The organism is Marinobacter excellens LAMA 842, from assembly GCF_001574445.1.
Lineage (GTDB): Bacteria > Pseudomonadota > Gammaproteobacteria > Pseudomonadales > Oleiphilaceae > Marinobacter > Marinobacter shengliensis.
The window spans coordinates 52,798-67,696 of sequence record NZ_LOCO01000012.1 but is presented as its reverse complement, the minus strand read 5'-3'; the positions used below and the strand labels follow the sequence as shown (position 1 = coordinate 67,696).

At 57.8% G+C, this 14,899-nt stretch carries 14 protein-coding genes; 11 read left to right on the top strand and 3 right to left on the bottom strand.

What is annotated here, in order from left to right:
• Nucleotides 1-11 precede the first annotated feature (11 nt).
• The 3 genes from J122_RS11635 to J122_RS11625 form a co-directional block, all read right to left on the bottom strand.
• The gene (locus J122_RS11635) at nt 12-2,477 is read right to left on the bottom strand and encodes an efflux RND transporter permease subunit (protein ID WP_061332473.1); all 2,466 of its coding nucleotides are present in this window, start codon (nt 2,475-2,477) and stop codon (nt 12-14) included.
• Nucleotides 2,478-2,488: 11 nt separating this feature from the next.
• Nucleotides 2,489-3,481, bottom strand: a complete 993-nt coding sequence (locus J122_RS11630; protein ID WP_061332506.1) for a WD40/YVTN/BNR-like repeat-containing protein — start codon at nt 3,479-3,481, stop codon at nt 2,489-2,491.
• 261 nt (nt 3,482-3,742) lie between these two features.
• On the bottom strand, nt 3,743-5,446 hold the full coding sequence (locus J122_RS11625; RefSeq protein WP_058092977.1) for a sigma-54-dependent Fis family transcriptional regulator: 1,704 nt from the start codon (nt 5,444-5,446) through the stop codon (nt 3,743-3,745).
• Between the two features lie 370 nt (nt 5,447-5,816).
• On the opposite strand from J122_RS11625, the gene J122_RS11620 reads away from it, so the two are divergent.
• From J122_RS11620 to dmpE, 11 genes are all read left to right on the top strand, one after another.
• The gene (locus tag J122_RS11620) at nt 5,817-6,077 is read left to right on the top strand and encodes a phenol hydroxylase subunit (protein WP_061332472.1); all 261 of its coding nucleotides are present in this window, start codon (nt 5,817-5,819) and stop codon (nt 6,075-6,077) included.
• 55 nt (nt 6,078-6,132) lie between these two features.
• Entirely contained in the window at nt 6,133-7,134 is a 1,002-nt protein-coding gene (locus tag J122_RS11615; RefSeq protein WP_061332471.1) for an aromatic/alkene monooxygenase hydroxylase subunit beta, read from the top strand.
• Entirely contained in the window at nt 7,131-7,400 is a 270-nt protein-coding gene (locus tag J122_RS11610) for an MmoB/DmpM family protein (protein ID WP_061332470.1), read from the top strand. Before J122_RS11615 ends, J122_RS11610 begins: the two co-directional genes overlap by 4 nt.
• 14 nt (nt 7,401-7,414) lie before the next feature.
• Nucleotides 7,415-8,950, top strand: a complete 1,536-nt coding sequence (locus J122_RS11605) for an aromatic/alkene/methane monooxygenase hydroxylase/oxygenase subunit alpha (RefSeq protein WP_061332469.1) — start codon at nt 7,415-7,417, stop codon at nt 8,948-8,950.
• 72 nt (nt 8,951-9,022) lie between these two features.
• Entirely contained in the window at nt 9,023-9,382 is a 360-nt protein-coding gene (locus J122_RS11600) for a phenol hydroxylase subunit P4 (protein WP_061332468.1), read from the top strand.
• Nucleotides 9,383-9,392: 10 nt separating this feature from the next.
• Complete coding sequence (locus tag J122_RS11595; RefSeq protein WP_061332467.1) at nt 9,393-10,454, top strand: NADH:ubiquinone reductase (Na(+)-transporting) subunit F; 1,062 nt, start codon at nt 9,393-9,395, stop codon at nt 10,452-10,454.
• A gap of 12 nt (nt 10,455-10,466) precedes the next feature.
• Entirely contained in the window at nt 10,467-10,796 is a 330-nt protein-coding gene (locus J122_RS11590) for a 2Fe-2S iron-sulfur cluster binding domain-containing protein (protein ID WP_061332466.1), read from the top strand.
• A 5-nt stretch (nt 10,797-10,801) separates the two neighbouring features.
• Nucleotides 10,802-11,725: a catechol 2,3-dioxygenase gene (locus J122_RS11585; protein WP_061332465.1), complete on the top strand. Its 924-nt coding sequence runs from the start codon at nt 10,802-10,804 to the stop codon at nt 11,723-11,725.
• 46 nt (nt 11,726-11,771) lie between these two features.
• Nucleotides 11,772-13,232, top strand: coding sequence for a 2-hydroxymuconic semialdehyde dehydrogenase (locus J122_RS11580; RefSeq protein WP_061332464.1), 1,461 nt, complete (start codon nt 11,772-11,774; stop codon nt 13,230-13,232).
• 7 nt (nt 13,233-13,239) lie between these two features.
• Nucleotides 13,240-14,100 carry an alpha/beta fold hydrolase gene (locus J122_RS11575; protein WP_061332463.1) on the top strand — a complete coding sequence of 287 codons (861 nt, stop codon included), beginning with the start codon at nt 13,240-13,242 and terminating at the stop codon, nt 14,098-14,100.
• Entirely contained in the window at nt 14,100-14,885 is a 786-nt protein-coding gene (gene dmpE, locus J122_RS11570) for a 2-oxopent-4-enoate hydratase (protein ID WP_061332462.1), read from the top strand. Before J122_RS11575 ends, dmpE begins: the two co-directional genes overlap by 1 nt.
• Nucleotides 14,886-14,899: the final 14 nt, after the last annotated feature.

Here is a 14,899-nt window from a genome sequence, read left to right as displayed (position 1 = left end):
TGGTACCGGGCTCAGGCCCGGTACGGTTCTCCTGGCACAAATCCGTCTTCCTGCTTCATGGCTGGAGCGGAAGAGGGAGTTGATTTCGGGGTTCTGTGGTCGGAATGCAGGATGCCGTCTTCATCGGCGTACACATCGGTGATAAAACGGGGGCGGAAACTGAGCACCCAGGAAGGCACCAGCAGCATGGCGGCCAGGCCGTTGATCACGATCATCACGCACAGCAGCAACGCGGCATCGGACTGGAAACGCAGGTCAGAGAAGATCACCCACATCACGATGCCGGCCATCAGGGTGAGGGCGGTAAAGCTGATGGCCATACCGGTGGTGGATATTGCGCGACGCACCGCCTCGCGAAGATCCTGGCACTTGGCCATTTCTTCCCGGATGCGATCCATCATGTAGATGGAGTAATCGATACCCACACCAATGCCAACGGCAATCACCGGTACCGTGTTGATATCAATGCTCAGCCCCTTGATGCCCATGTAGGCGTAGGTCAGCGTGGTGGCGAACAGCATCGACAACAGCATCATCAGCCCGGCGTGCCAGGAGGTGTAGAACAGCATCACGAAGATGAAAATCAGCAGGAACACCAGGGGCAGAACAATCACGTTGGTTTCGAACGCGGACTCGTTCATGGCGGCGGCCACACCCAGGGTGCCACCGGCAAGGCGGATGTTCAGACCCTCCACGCTGTCGCCGTTCGCGTCAATCCACTCCTTGGCCATGTGAATGGCGCGGCGGATGGTCTCGCCCTGGCGGTCCTTGTAATAGAACACCAGGTTGGCGACGCGGTCGTCGGTATCGTTGAACTCGTCCAAAGCGCCGGGAACCGGGCTGGAAGCCATGTAGGTGAACATCAATCCGCCCACGTAGCCGGCATCGTGGGGAATCTGGTACCAGCGGGGGTCGTCGTTGTGCATCAGGCGGTTAACCTGCTTGATCAGGTCTGGCAGGCCCTTGGTGCCGCCTACTTCCGGGTCGAGCAGCATATGAGCTTGCAGATCGGACAGTGCCGCCAGCACTTCCGGCCGCTTCAGACCGCCGTTCTCGCTGGTTTCGGCAACGATGTAGAGTTCCTCGGAACCCGGAAAGCGGTCGTTAACGATTCTGGAAGAGAGGTTGTAATCGTGGTCCGGATACAGAATTGGAGAGCCTGGTTCGGAATCACCAATCTGCACATTGGAAGACGCCAGCAAGCCTCCGAGCATGGCGACCGCGGCGAACGCCAGTATCAACCGTGCCGCCCCCGGTTTGGTGACCGTACGGGAGCAGGTGGAACCAATGTGACGCAATGCGGTTTCCCGGATTTCCGGATTTTTCGGGGTGGGCAGAATGGAGAGCAGCAGCGGCACACCAATCAACACCGTGAACACCACGGTGATCGCCCACAGGGACGCGTAAATGCCCAGGTGGGTGTTCAGGGGAATCGAGCCAATGGCAATCAGGGACAGGCCGATGGCATCTGACACCACGCCCAGTGAGCCGGGGCGGAACAGGCTGTCGAAGGTAGCTTTGGCTGCCTTGGGGCCGCTGCCCAATACCAGGGTTTCGGCGTAGTAGCGCTCGACCAGCTGCACCCCGTGGCTCATGGCCCGTGCGGCGATCAAAAAGGGGATTACCAGCCCAAGGGGGTCAAGGTTGTAGCCCAGCAGGCTGATAATCCCAAGCCCCCAAATCGTTGAGACCAGAACGCCTCCAAGGGGGATGAGCACACCGTACGCTTTACGGAAATGGAAGATCAGAAGGGCCAGCATGGTCAGCACGGTGAAAATGAAGATCTGCAGGATCTGATCCATGTAGGTATAGGCCCAGCCCACCAAGACTGGTTGGCCGGTGGCGTAGATATTGACGCCTTCGGCGGCTTCATTGGCCCGAAGCTGCTGGAGTTGGGCGAAGGTTGTTTCGTAGTCCAGTTGGCCTTCAATCAGCTGGGCTTTCACCAGGGCCATCTTTAGGTCCGGTGACACCAGGGGGCCGTAAACCCGCGGGTTGGCAGCCACATCCGCACGCATGGCTTCAAGAGCCTCCGGTGAGTACAGGCCCCGGGTGGAATCGTAGTAAGGCTCGGAGTTGATGCTGCCGACTTCCGTCAGCCACACCTTCCGGGAATTGCGGTGGGTAACGCTGGACACCAGGTTGTGGTTGACCCCCGGCAGGCTGTCCACCGCTTGGGTAATGCGATCAATCCGCGCCAGGTTCTCGTTGGTGAAAATGTCCCCTTCTTCGAATTCAACACCAACCACCAGCACGTTGGCGCCGCCAAAGCTGTCTTTGATGCTGTTGTGCAGCTCAATGTAGGGGTGCTGTTGCGGCAACAGGTCCGCGAAATCGGTGAAAATCTTGAGCCCCGGAATGCGCAGGGCAAACATCAGGGTGAGAATGGCAATTAACGACAACACCTTGCGTGGATTGTTGAAGATCCACACTTCCAACAGGTGCAGCAAATGCGTGAAACGATGCAGTTGGGACATGGTGGGAATCCTCAGTCTTTACTGGCGGCAAGGGCCGTGGGGAGTTCAAGGTCGAAGAGCAGGCCCCGGCCACCGGCCACCAACAGGCGATGGTCTGGCAGAGCCAGCCCGGCTCTCAGGTAGAGTGGTTGGCTGGATTCCGAGATCTTTCTCCAGCCGGCATCGCCCAGTTTCAGTACCGTGGCGTTATCGGCCAGGGCGTAGACGGCACCTGCACCCGGAATGAAGCCAAACACCGGTGCGGAGGTTTCGGTCGGCACCTGATCCCAGCTCTCACCGCCGTCCGTGGTGTGATAGATGAAGCCGTTCAGGCCACCTACCCAGCCTTCAGACTCAGATGCGAAGTAACTGGCGTGAATGTAGAACTCGTCCGGAGCACGGCCGGCGATTTCCCAGTTCATGCCACTGTCGTCGCTGCGTAGAACCAGCCCGTATTCGCCGGTGGCGATCACCTGCTCGTCACTGACAAACTGGAGATTGTTGATGATGGCGTCTTCGTAGAGAGAGGTTTCGTCCCAGTTTTCGCCTTGATCGGTGCTGAACTGAACGGTGGTAAAGCTGCCTGCGGCGACCCAGCTACCATCGGGCCCGCAGGCCGCGGTCATCATCTGCTCCTGGCTGGGCATGGCGTGGGCTGTCCACTCGGATGCATCGGCTGTGCCGTGCCAGATGTGGTTGTCGAAGGCCAGCGCGATAAAGGAGTTGTCGGGGCACACATCCATGGCCAGGAAACTGCTGGCGGCGTCGACCGGTAGCCGCTTCCAGGTATCGCCTTGGTCATCACTGGCCAGGAGAACCCCATCATTGCCAGACACCACAATCACCTGGTGGTTGCTGGCCATGGCCTGGTAGAAATCTGTGCGTTTTGAGGGTTGCTCTGAAACCGCCCTGACGGATTCCAGATTAAGCGGTGCTTCGCACCCGGTCAGGATAAGCGACGATGCGCCGACCATCGCGACAGCCACCGTCGTTTTGCGCTTCGAGCGCAGGAAAGCGTTTTGCATTGTTTTGTCACCGTCTTTGTTGTTGTGAAAAGCGACTGACAATGCCATCAGCAACGGCTGTGCCATTTGGAATGGTGATTGATTAACGTATTGAATAATATGTAAATATTTTGTTTCTAGAAGGGTTGGAGGCAAAAGCAGAGGGGGGCTGTCAGGGTTTTATTTTAATCAAATGATCAAGTGATCTGGCGGGTTGTCCATTTCGTAAGGCGGCGGTCAAGTGTTGCAACATCCCTGTTGCTGCAAGAGTCAGGTTGCTGGTCAGCTTTCAACAAGAATGCCGGATTTCTTCAGGCGGTAAGCTAGGGCGGGGCGAGTGAGGCCCAGCAGTCGGGCGGCTTTGGAGACGTTCTGATTGGCTTGCTCCATGGCTTGGCGCATCAGGGTTTCCTCTACCTCATCCAGGCTTATTCCAGCCCCCAGAATCGTATCTGACCAGCTGCTCGTGCCGCCTTCCGGTGGGCCGGACCGCATATTGCCTTCTTCATCAATACGCTCACCTGGCTGTTTGTCCGTCGCGGGCGGAGTCACAAACAGGGCATCCTGACTGATGGTTTCGTTGTTGTCGGTCAGGATCACCCCCCGCTCAATCACATTCTCCAGTTCCCGGATATTGCCCGGCCAGTGGTAGCTCATGCACAGCGACAATGCCTTGTCGGAGAGGCCAAGCGTGCGCTTCTCGTACTGGGCGTGAAACTTTTCAAGAAAGTGCCCCACCAGCAGAGGCAGGTCTTCCAGGCGATCCCGCAAGGCCGGAATCTGTACCGGGAACACGTTGAGGCGATAGAACAGATCGGCCCGGAACCGGCCTTGCTCGACCGCTTGCTCAAGGCTTTCATTAGTCGCGGCAATCACCCGGACATTCACCTTGCGGGTACGGTTGTCGCCCACCCGCTCCAACTCGCCCTCCTGCAGAACCCGTAACAGGGTTGCCTGGGCCCGAGGGGTCAGTTCAATCACTTCGTCCAGAAAAATCGTGCCGCCGTGGGCGCGTTCGAAGCGACCCTCACGGGCCTGGTTGGCGCCGGTATAGGCGCCTTTTTCCACCCCGAACAGCTCGGCTTCAATCAGGTCTGGCGGAATGGCAGCGCAGTTGACGGCGATGAACGGGCCGTCAGCCCGCTCGCTGCGGAGGTGAACACTCTTGGCGATGACCTCCTTACCAACGCCGGTTTCACCGAGCAGCAGCACAGACACCTTGCCCTGGGCTGCCTTGTCGATCATCTTGCACACTTTGTTATAGGAAGCCGACTGGCCGATGCCGTAGTACTGGCCCTGCTGTCGCTGCAGGGTACTGCGCAGGGAGTTCAGTTGCTCCTGCAGGTCGTAGAGCTCTTCAATGATCGGGTCTGCTTTGAAGTGGCGGGAAAATTCTTTTGCATCCGGCCATTCCTCTGCCGGTTTGCCTTCAATAATGCATTTCTCGTCGCCACAACCCCGACAACTCACCTCCCGGAAGATAATTTCCCGCCCCATGAATGACGATGTATAGGCGCAGGCGTACCCCAGCAAAACCCAGCAGGCCGGCTCGCTCATTTGCCCCAGTTCGGTTTTGCAGATTTCCACTTCCCAGGAGTCAATCCATTCAAGGCGGCCATAGAAATCGCCGGTTTCCTGGTCCAGATCGATTTCCAGCGGGATCACCTTGACCATGCCTTTGAGCGAGTGTAACTGGGGGCCTGCCAGGAAAATGTCCAGCTCACTGCAATGCGGGCGAAGTTTGCGGGCCAGCTCGGCATCTTTCAGACCAGACAGATAACCCAGCCGCAGAAAGAACCCCTTGGCTCTCTCTGCGCCCATGCTGTTGACGATCTCACGGCGAAACGCACCCAGAGAGGTGAGGTTCATCAGCAGCATCCGCTGCTCGCCAAACCAGATCTTGCCTTCCGAGCTTTGGAAATGAATCTGCTCCGTCAGATCCTTGAAATCGGTGTAGTTCAGTTGTGGCTTGTAACTGACAGCCATGGTCGGAGACCCCTTTTATAGTTGTAGGCGGGGAACAGCTCATTCGGAGCTCGTTAATTGATCATCTAACACCTGATCAAGGTCAAAAATCAACCAAATAGTAAAAAAATGGAGGTGATCGTTGAATTGGGCCTTGGTCTGAGCATTTGGTCAGATCACCCTTGGTTTTGATCATTTGGTGAAAAAAGAACCCCTCTCGAGCCGAAGTTCGGAGCTCGTTTTAACCGCTTGAAGCGTTCGTTTGATCCTGAAAAACCTATCAAAAACATTGGTCTACATACTTTCTCGTGGTGGTCGTCTCCGAAGTGGCACAGCCGTTGCTCAGTACACTGCAAGCCGACCACAAACATAAACATAAACGGGGCTCACTATGACGAACCAGCCAGAAGCCAAGACCTTTAACGAAATGACCCGCTATATCCGGGTCCGCAGCGAGCCAGGTGACAAATTCGTGGAATTCGATTTTGCGATTGGTTATCCGGAGCTGTTCGTCGAGCTTGTGCTGCCACGGGAAGCCTTCGAGATCTTCTGCAAGCACAACAACGTGGTCCATATGGATTCGGACATGATCCGCGAGATCGACGAAGACATGGTCAAGTGGCGCTTCGGAGAGCGCGGCCAGCGTTATTGAGCCAAACAAGCAACACCCACAATCTGATCCACAAAAACAAAACGGAAAGGTTGATATGAGTATCGAAATCAAAACCACCTCGATGGAACCCATTCGTCACACCTACAGCCACATTGCGCGCCGATTTGGTGACAAGCCGGCGACTCGCTATCAGGAAGCGAGCTACGACCTGGAGGCGAAAACCAACTTCCACTATCGCCCCCAATGGGATTCCCGATACGAGCTCAATGATGATCGCCGTACCGCCATCCGCATGGACGACTGGTACGCGGTGTCTGATCCCCGCCAGTACTACTACGGCGCCTACGTAGGCAACCGGGCCAAAATGCAGGAGTCCGCCGAGACCAGCTTTGGCTTTTGCGACAAGCGCAACTTGTTGACCCGCCTGCCCGAAGAAACCCAGAAGCTGTTGCTGCGCCTGATGGTGCCCCTGCGCCATGTGGAACTGGGCGCCAACATGAACAACAGCAAGATCGCTGGTGACGCTGTAGCCACCACTGTTTCCCAGATGCACATCTACGCCGCGATGGATCGTCTGGGCATTGGTCAGTACCTGTCTCGCATTGCTCTGATGATTGACGGTAGCACCGGTAAGGCACTGGACGAGTCCAAAGGCTACTGGATGGATGACGAGCTGTGGCAGCCCATGCGCAAACTCGTGGAGGACACCCTGGTCGTTGATGACTGGTTCGAACTGACCCTGGTTCAGAACATTCTGTTGGATGGACTGATGTACACCCTGGTGTACGACAAAATGGATGCCTGGCTTGCGACTCAGGGTGCGGAAGACGTTTCCATGCTCACCGAGTTCATGCGCGACTGGTACAAAGAATCCCTTCGCTGGACCAACGCCATGATCAAAGCCGTCGCCGGTGAGAGCGAAGCCAATTGCGAACTGCTCCAGACGTGGATCGATCAGTGGGAGCCGCAGATCTATAGCGCTCTCCAACCACTGGCAGAAGCCTCGGTGGGTATTGACGCTCTGGATGAAGCCCGGGCGGAGCTTTCTACCCGCCTGAAGAAATTCGGACTGCAGAGTAGGGGAGTCTCAGCATGAGCCAGTTGGTATTCATTGTATTTCAGGACAACGATGACTCTCGCTATCTCGCCGAAGCGGTTATGGAGGATAACCCTCATGCGGAAATACAGCACCAGCCTGCGTTGATCCGGATCCAGGCTGAGAAGCGCCTGGTGATAAATCGGGAAACGATGGAAGAAAAGCTGGGGCGCGATTGGGATGTTCAGGAAATGCTCGTAAATGTCATCAGCATCGGCGGCAATGTCGATGAGGACGATGACCATTTTATTCTTGAGTGGAAATAATTGGGAGAATCATCATGGCTGTTCAAAACAAGAAATTGAATCTCAAAGACAAATACCAGTATCTGACCCGCGACATGGGTTGGGAGCCTACCTACCAGAAAAAAGAAGACATTTTCCCGCACGAGGACTTTGAAGGTATCAAGATTACCGATTGGTCTCAGTGGGAAGACCCATTCCGTCTGACCATGGATTCGTACTGGAAGTATCAGGCGGAAAAAGAGAAGAAGCTGTACGCCATTTTTGATGCGTTTGCCCAGAATAATGGCCACCAGAACATTTCAGACGCTCGCTACGTCAACGCCCTGAAGCTGTTCCTCGGTGGCGTATCTCCGTTGGAACATGGGGCCTTCCAGGGATATGCCAAGGCAGGTCGTCAGTTCAGTGGTACTGGTGCGCGGGTGGCTTGTCAGATGCAGTCGATTGACGAGTTGCGTCATTCGCAGACCCAGCAACACGCCATGAGCCATTACAACAAGCACTTTAACGGCCTGCATGATGCAGCGCACATGCACGACCGGGTGTGGTTCCTGTCGGTGCCCAAGTCGTTCTTTGACGATGCCCGCACCGCTGGTCCTTTCGAATTCCTGACCGCCATTTCGTTCTCGTTCGAGTATGTGCTGACTAACCTCTTGTTCGTTCCGTTTATGTCGGGCGCCGCATACAACGGCGACATGGCCACCGTGACCTTCGGCTTCTCTGCCCAGTCAGACGAAGCACGCCACATGACTCTGGGCCTGGAGGTGATCAAGTTCATCCTGGAGCAGCACGAAGACAACGTGCCCATTGTTCAGCGCTGGATCGATAAGTGGTTCTGGCGCGGATTCCGCCTGCTCAGCCTGGTCAGCATGATGATGGACTACATGCTGCCGAACAAGGTGATGAGCTGGGCCGAGGCCTGGGAAGTGTATTACGAGCAGAACGGTGGAGCCCTGTTCAAGGATCTGGAGCGTTACGGCATCCGTCCGCCCAAGTACCAGGACGTGGCCAACGATGCCAAGCATCACCTGAGCCACCAGCTGTGGACCACTTTCTACCAGTATAGCCATGCCACCAACTTCCATACCTGGGTTCCAGAGAAGGAAGAAATGGACTGGATGTCTGAAAAGTACCCGGACACTTTCGACAAGTACTACCGTCCGCGCTACGAGTTCCTGGCGAAAGAGGCCGCCGCTGGCCGTCGCTTCTACAACAACACCCTGCCGCAACTGTGCCAGGTGTGCCAGGTACCGAACCTGTTCACCGAAATGGGCGCGCCCACCAAGTTGAGCCATCGTCAGTTGGTTCATGAAGGCGAGCGTTACCATTTCTGCTCCGAAGCCTGCTGCGACATCTTCAAGCACGAGCCGGAAAAATACGTGCAGGCCTGGCTGCCGGTGCATCAGATCTATCAGGGTAACTGCGAAGGCGCAGATGTCGAGACCGTGGTGCAGAAGTACTACCACATCAACATCGGCGAGGACAATTTCGAGTACCTCGGTTCGCCGGACCACAAGCGCTGGATGTCCATCAAGGGCGAAAAGCCTGCTGATGAGAACCAGGACGCCGCCTGATACTGACCCGGGAGTCGCCCGGTAGCCACTGGCGCCGGGCGAACCACCCACAAAAACAACAAGGTGACCATCATGAGTGTAAGCGCACTTTACGACTACAAGTTTGAACCGAAAGACAAGGTCGAAAACTTTCACGGCATGCAGCTGCTGTATATCTACTGGCCCGACCACCTGCTGTTCTGCGCGCCGTTTGCGTTGCTGGTGCAGCCGGATATGACCTTCCGTGCCCTGGTGGAGGAGATCCTCAAGCCGGCCACCGCAGCACACCCGGAATCTGCAAAAGCGGACTTCCTGAATGCTGAATGGCTGCTGAACGATGAGCTGTTCACCCCGAATGCGGATGCCACCCTGAAAGACCAGGGCATTGATCACAAAAGCATGCTGACGGTTACCACGCCGGGCCTGAAAGGCATGGCGAACGCCGGATACTGAGGGCAGAGCGATGAGTCATACCGTTACTATCGAGCCGATTGGCGAGCAGATTGAAGTCGAGGATGGCCAGACTATCCTCCAGGCGGCCCTTCGCCAGGGTGTGTGGTTGCCCTTCGCTTGCGGTCACGGCACCTGTGCTACCTGCAAGGTGCAGGTGCTTGAGGGCGACGTCGAGATTGGCGACGCCTCACCGTTTGCCCTGATGGACGTGGAGCGAGGCGAAGGCAAGGTGCTGGCCTGCTGCGCCACAGTGGAAAGCGACGTGACCATCGAAGCCGATATCGATGTCGATCCGGACTTCGAGGGCCACCCGGTGGAGGATTACGTAGCGACAGTAACGGATATTGTTGACCTGTCGCCCACCATCAAGGGTCTGCACCTGAAACTGGACCGCCCGATGACCTTCCAGGCCGGCCAGTACATCAACATTGAAGTGCCCGGAGTTGAGGGTGCCCGCGCGTTCTCACTCGCTAACCCGCCAGGCAAGCCCGATGAAGTGGAACTGCACATTCGCCTGGTTGAAGGGGGCGCTGCAACCACCTACATCCACGAGCAGCTGAAAACAGGCGATGAACTGAACCTGTCCGGCCCCTACGGCCAGTTCTTCGTGCGCAGCTCCCAGCCCGGAGATTTGATCTTCATCGCGGGTGGGTCAGGGCTTTCCAGCCCGCAATCAATGATTCTTGACCTGCTGGAGCAGAACGACGAACGCAAGATTGTGCTGTTCCAGGGCGCCCGCAACCTGGCCGAACTGTACAACCGTGAATTGTTCGAGGCGCTGGATCGCGACCACGACAACTTTACCTACGTGCCGGCCCTGAGCCAGACCGAGGACGATGCCGACTGGCAGGGCTTCCGGGGGTATGTGCACGACGCCGCCAAGGAACACTTTGGCGGCCGGTTTTCCGGTAACAAGGCTTACCTGTGTGGCCCACCTCCGATGATTGATGCAGCGATCACCGCCCTGATGCAAGGCCGGCTGTTCGAGCGGGACATCTTCATGGAGAAATTCCTGACAGCGGCCGACGGTGCGGAAGACACCCAGCGTTCGGCCCTGTTCAAGAAGATCTGACCGGGAGGCGGTATGGCCGGGTTCCAGGTGTTCAACCGCACAACGGGTGACCACTTCACCTGCCAGGAAGGCCAGAGCGTGCTCAAGGCTATGGAACAGCTGGGTATGAAGTGTGTGCCCGTGGGCTGCCGGGGCGGTGGCTGCGGCTTTTGCAAGATCCGGGTTCTGGAGGGGGATTTCGAGTGCGGCAAGATGAGCAAGGTGCATGCCCCTCCTGAAGCCGTTGAAAAAGGGGAGGTCCTGGCTTGCCGGATCTACCCGCGGACCGACTTGACCATCGAGTGTGTGCCTCTGCCTGAGGCGGCGCTTGCGAAGCAAACAACAACAAAACCGTTGAGGTGATTGTCATGAAAAAAGGTGTAATGCGTCCCGGCCACGTTCAGATCCGGGTTCTCGATATGGGCGAAGCCGTCAAACACTACACCGAGCTGCTGGGCATGATCGAAACCGATCGTGACGACCAGGGCCGGGTGTACCTGAAAGCCTGGACCGAGGTAGACAAGTTCTCCCTGGTACTGCGTGAGGCAGATGAGCCGGGCTGCGACTTCATGGGCTTCAAGGTGGTGGACGAAGACACCCTGGTCAACCTGGAAAAAGACCTGGTGGCCTACGGTGTTGAGGTGGAGCAGGTGCCGGCGGAAGAACTGAAGGATTGCGGCCGCCGCGTTCGTTTCGCCGTGCCTTCCGGCCATGCCTTTGAACTCTATGCCGACAAGAAGTACACCGGCAAGTGGGGCGTTTCCAGCGTCAACCCGGAAGCCTGGCCTCGCGGCCTGCAAGGGATGAAGGCCGTGCGCTTCGACCATTGCCTGTTTTATGGGCCGGAGCTTGCCGCCGTTTACGACATCTTCGTGAATGTTCTGGGATTCGATCTGGCCGAGCAGGTGCTCGACCCGGAAGGCACCCGGATCGCCCAGTTCCTGACCGTGTCCATGAAAGAGCACGACATTGCCTTCATTCACCATGAAGAGAAGGCCAAGTTCCACCACGCGTCTTTCTTCCTTGAAACCTGGGAAGACGTGCTGCGGGCGGCAGACCTGATCTCCATGACCGATACATCCATCGATATCGGCCCGACCCGTCACGGCCTGACCCACGGCAAGACCATTTACTTCTTTGACCCGTCCGGCAATCGCAACGAAGTGTTCTGTGGCGGCGATTACTTCTACCCGGACCACAAACCAGTCACCTGGCAGGCCGAACAACTTGGTAAGGCCATTTTCTACCACGACCGGGTACTGAACGAGCGTTTCTTGACGGTGTTGACCTGATCTGAGAACGCCCAAACAGGATTCAACTTTACAGGACTAGGCAGCAATGAAAGAGATCAAACACTACATCAACGGCCAATACGTCGGCTCCGCCAACGGAAAGCTGTTTGACAACGTCAACCCGGTGAACGGCAAGGTGATTGCCAAGGTTCACGAGGCTGGCCGCGATGAAGTGGATGCGGCCGTCAAAGCGGCCAGAGCCGCTTTGAAAGGCCCTTGGGGCAAGATGACCCTGGATGAGCGCACCCGGATTCTGCACAAGGTGGCCGACGGCATTAACGACCGCTTTGACGAGTTTCTGGAGGCGGAGTGCCTGGACACCGGTAAGCCCAAGTCCATGGCCAGCCACATCGACATCCCCCGGGGTGCCGCCAACTTCAAGGTGTTCGCCGACATGGTCAAAAACGTGGCGGCAGAATCCTTTGAAATGGCCACGCCCGATGGCAGCGGCGCGCTGAACTACGCCGTGCGCCGTCCCAAGGGCGTGATCGGTGTGATCAGCCCCTGGAACCTGCCGTTGCTGCTGATGACCTGGAAAGTGGGCCCTGCATTGGCCTGCGGTAACACCGTGGTGGTCAAGCCGTCTGAAGAGACCCCGACCACCACTGCCCTGCTGGGTGAGGTGATGAAGGAAGCCGGCGTGCCGGATGGCGTGTACAACGTGGTGCACGGCTTCGGTGGTGATTCCGCCGGGGCTTTCCTCACGGCCCACCCGGATGTGGACGGCTTCACCTTCACCGGTGAAACCAGCACTGGCGAAGTGATCATGAAGGCGGCCGCCAAGGGCATCCGGGATATCTCCCTGGAACTGGGTGGCAAGAACGCCGGCCTGGTGTTTGCCGACTGCGATATGGACAAGGCCATCGAAGGCACCATGCGCTCTGCATTCGTCAACTGTGGCCAGGTGTGCCTGGGCACCGAACGAGTCTATGTGGAACGTTCCATCTTTGACGAGTTTGTCTCCCGCCTGAAAGCGGAAGCAGAAAAGCTGCGTATCGGACCGCCCGATGACGACAAGGCCAATTTCGGCCCGCTGGTCAGCCTGAAGCACCGTGAAAAGGTGCTGTCCTACTACCAGAAAGCGGTGGACGACGGCGCCACGGTGGTGACCGGTGGCGGTGTGCCCGACATGCCGGAAGAGTACGCTGGTGGCGCCTGGGTGCAGCCCACGATCTGGACCGGCTTGCCGGACGATTCGGCGGTGATTACCGACGAAATCTTCGGCCCCTGCTGCCACATTCGCCCGTTCGACAGTGAAGAAGAAGCCATCGAGCTGGCCAACAGCCTGCCTTACGGCCTGGCGTCTGCGATCTGGACCGAGAACGTGAGCCGTGCCCACCGTGTGGCGGGTCAGATTGAGGCGGGCATCATCTGGGTGAACAGCTGGTTCCTGCGGGACTTGCGCACACCGTTTGGTGGCAGCAAGCAGTCTGGTATTGGCCGCGAGGGCGGTGTGCACTCCCTGGAGTTCTACACCGAAATGAAGAACGTCTGCATCAAACTGTGAGGTAGCCATGAACGCACCTGTAGACAGCCCGGAAATCGGGCGCGAGATCACCGCCGCCGGCTACCGGACCAACCTGCATGATCACGGCAAAGGCGGATTTCCGCTGATGATGATCCACGGCTCCGGCCCCGGCGTGACCGCCTGGGCCAACTGGCACCTGGTGATTCCCGAGCTGGCCAAGCATCGCCGGGTGATCGCCCCGGACATGCTGGGCTTCGGCTACAGCGAACGCCCCGAAGACCAGGTCTACAACCGTGAACGCTGGGTTAAACACGCCATCGGTGTGCTGGATGAACTGGGCCTGGAACAGGTGGACCTGGTGGGTAACTCCTTTGGTGGTGGTCTCGCTCTGGCCCTCGCTATCGAACACCCGCAACGGGTTCGCCGGTTGGTGTTGATGGGGTCTGTAGGTGTCAGCTTCCCGATCACCAAGGGGTTGGACGAAGTCTGGGGTTACCAGCCGTCACTGGACGCCATGCGTCGGTTGATGGATGTGTTTGCCTTCAATAAGGGGCTGCTGACCGACGAGCTGGCGGAGATGCGGTATCAGGCCAGCGTTCGCCCCGGCTTCCAGGAATCCTTTGCGGCCATGTTCCCGGCACCTCGTCAGCGCTGGGTGGATGGACTGGCCAGCAACGAGGACGACATCCGCGCCCTGCAACACGAAACCCTGATCATCCACGGCCGCGAAGACGAAGTCATTCCACTGGACGCCTCCTACAAGCTGGCTGAGCTGATTGATCGTGCCCAGCTGCACGTGTTCGGCCGCTGCGGCCACTGGACCCAGATTGAACACGCTGACCGGTTCGCCCGGTTGGTCAACGATTTCCTGAACGAAGCGGATCAGGCCGCTGCCGGAGACAAGTAATGGATAAGCAGAAGATCCAGCAGTTCGGCGACGAACTCTATGAAGCCATGGTCAAGCGGGAAGCGGTTTCGCCCCTGACCGGCCGCGGCGAAGACATCAGCATCGACGATGCCTACCACATCTCTCTGCGCATGCTCGAGCGTCGGCAGCAGGCCGGTGCCCGGGTGATCGGCAAGAAGATTGGCGTCACCAGCAAGGCGGTGATGAACATGCTGAACGTACACCAGCCGGATTTCGGTTACCTGACCGACGACATGGTGTTCAACAGCGGTGAAGTGGTGCCCATCAGCGACCGACTGATTGCCCCACGTGCCGAAGGCGAAATTGCCTTCATCCTGAAGAAAGACCTGACCGGCCCGGGCGTGACCAACGCCGACGTGCTGGCGGCCACCGAGTGTGTGATGCCCTGTTTCGAGATTGTCGATTCCCGCATCCAGGACTGGAAGATCGCCATTCAGGACACCATCGCCGACAACGCCTCCTGTGGCCTGTTTGTGTTGGGCGACAACGCAGTCTCTCCCCGGGATATCGATCTGGTGACCTGCGGCATGGTGGTGGAGAAGAACGGTTCCATTATCAGCACCGGCGCCGGCGCAGCGGCGTTGAGTTCCCCGGTGAACTGCGTGGCCTGGCTGGCCAACACCCTGGGCGAATTCGGTATTTCCCTGAAGGCAGGTGAAGTCATCCTGTCGGGCTCCCTGGTACCGCTGGAGCCGGTGAAAGCCGGTGACACCATGCGTGTGGACATTGGCGGGATTGGCAGCGCGTCTGTGCGCTTTGTCTGATCCGTACCCATTGA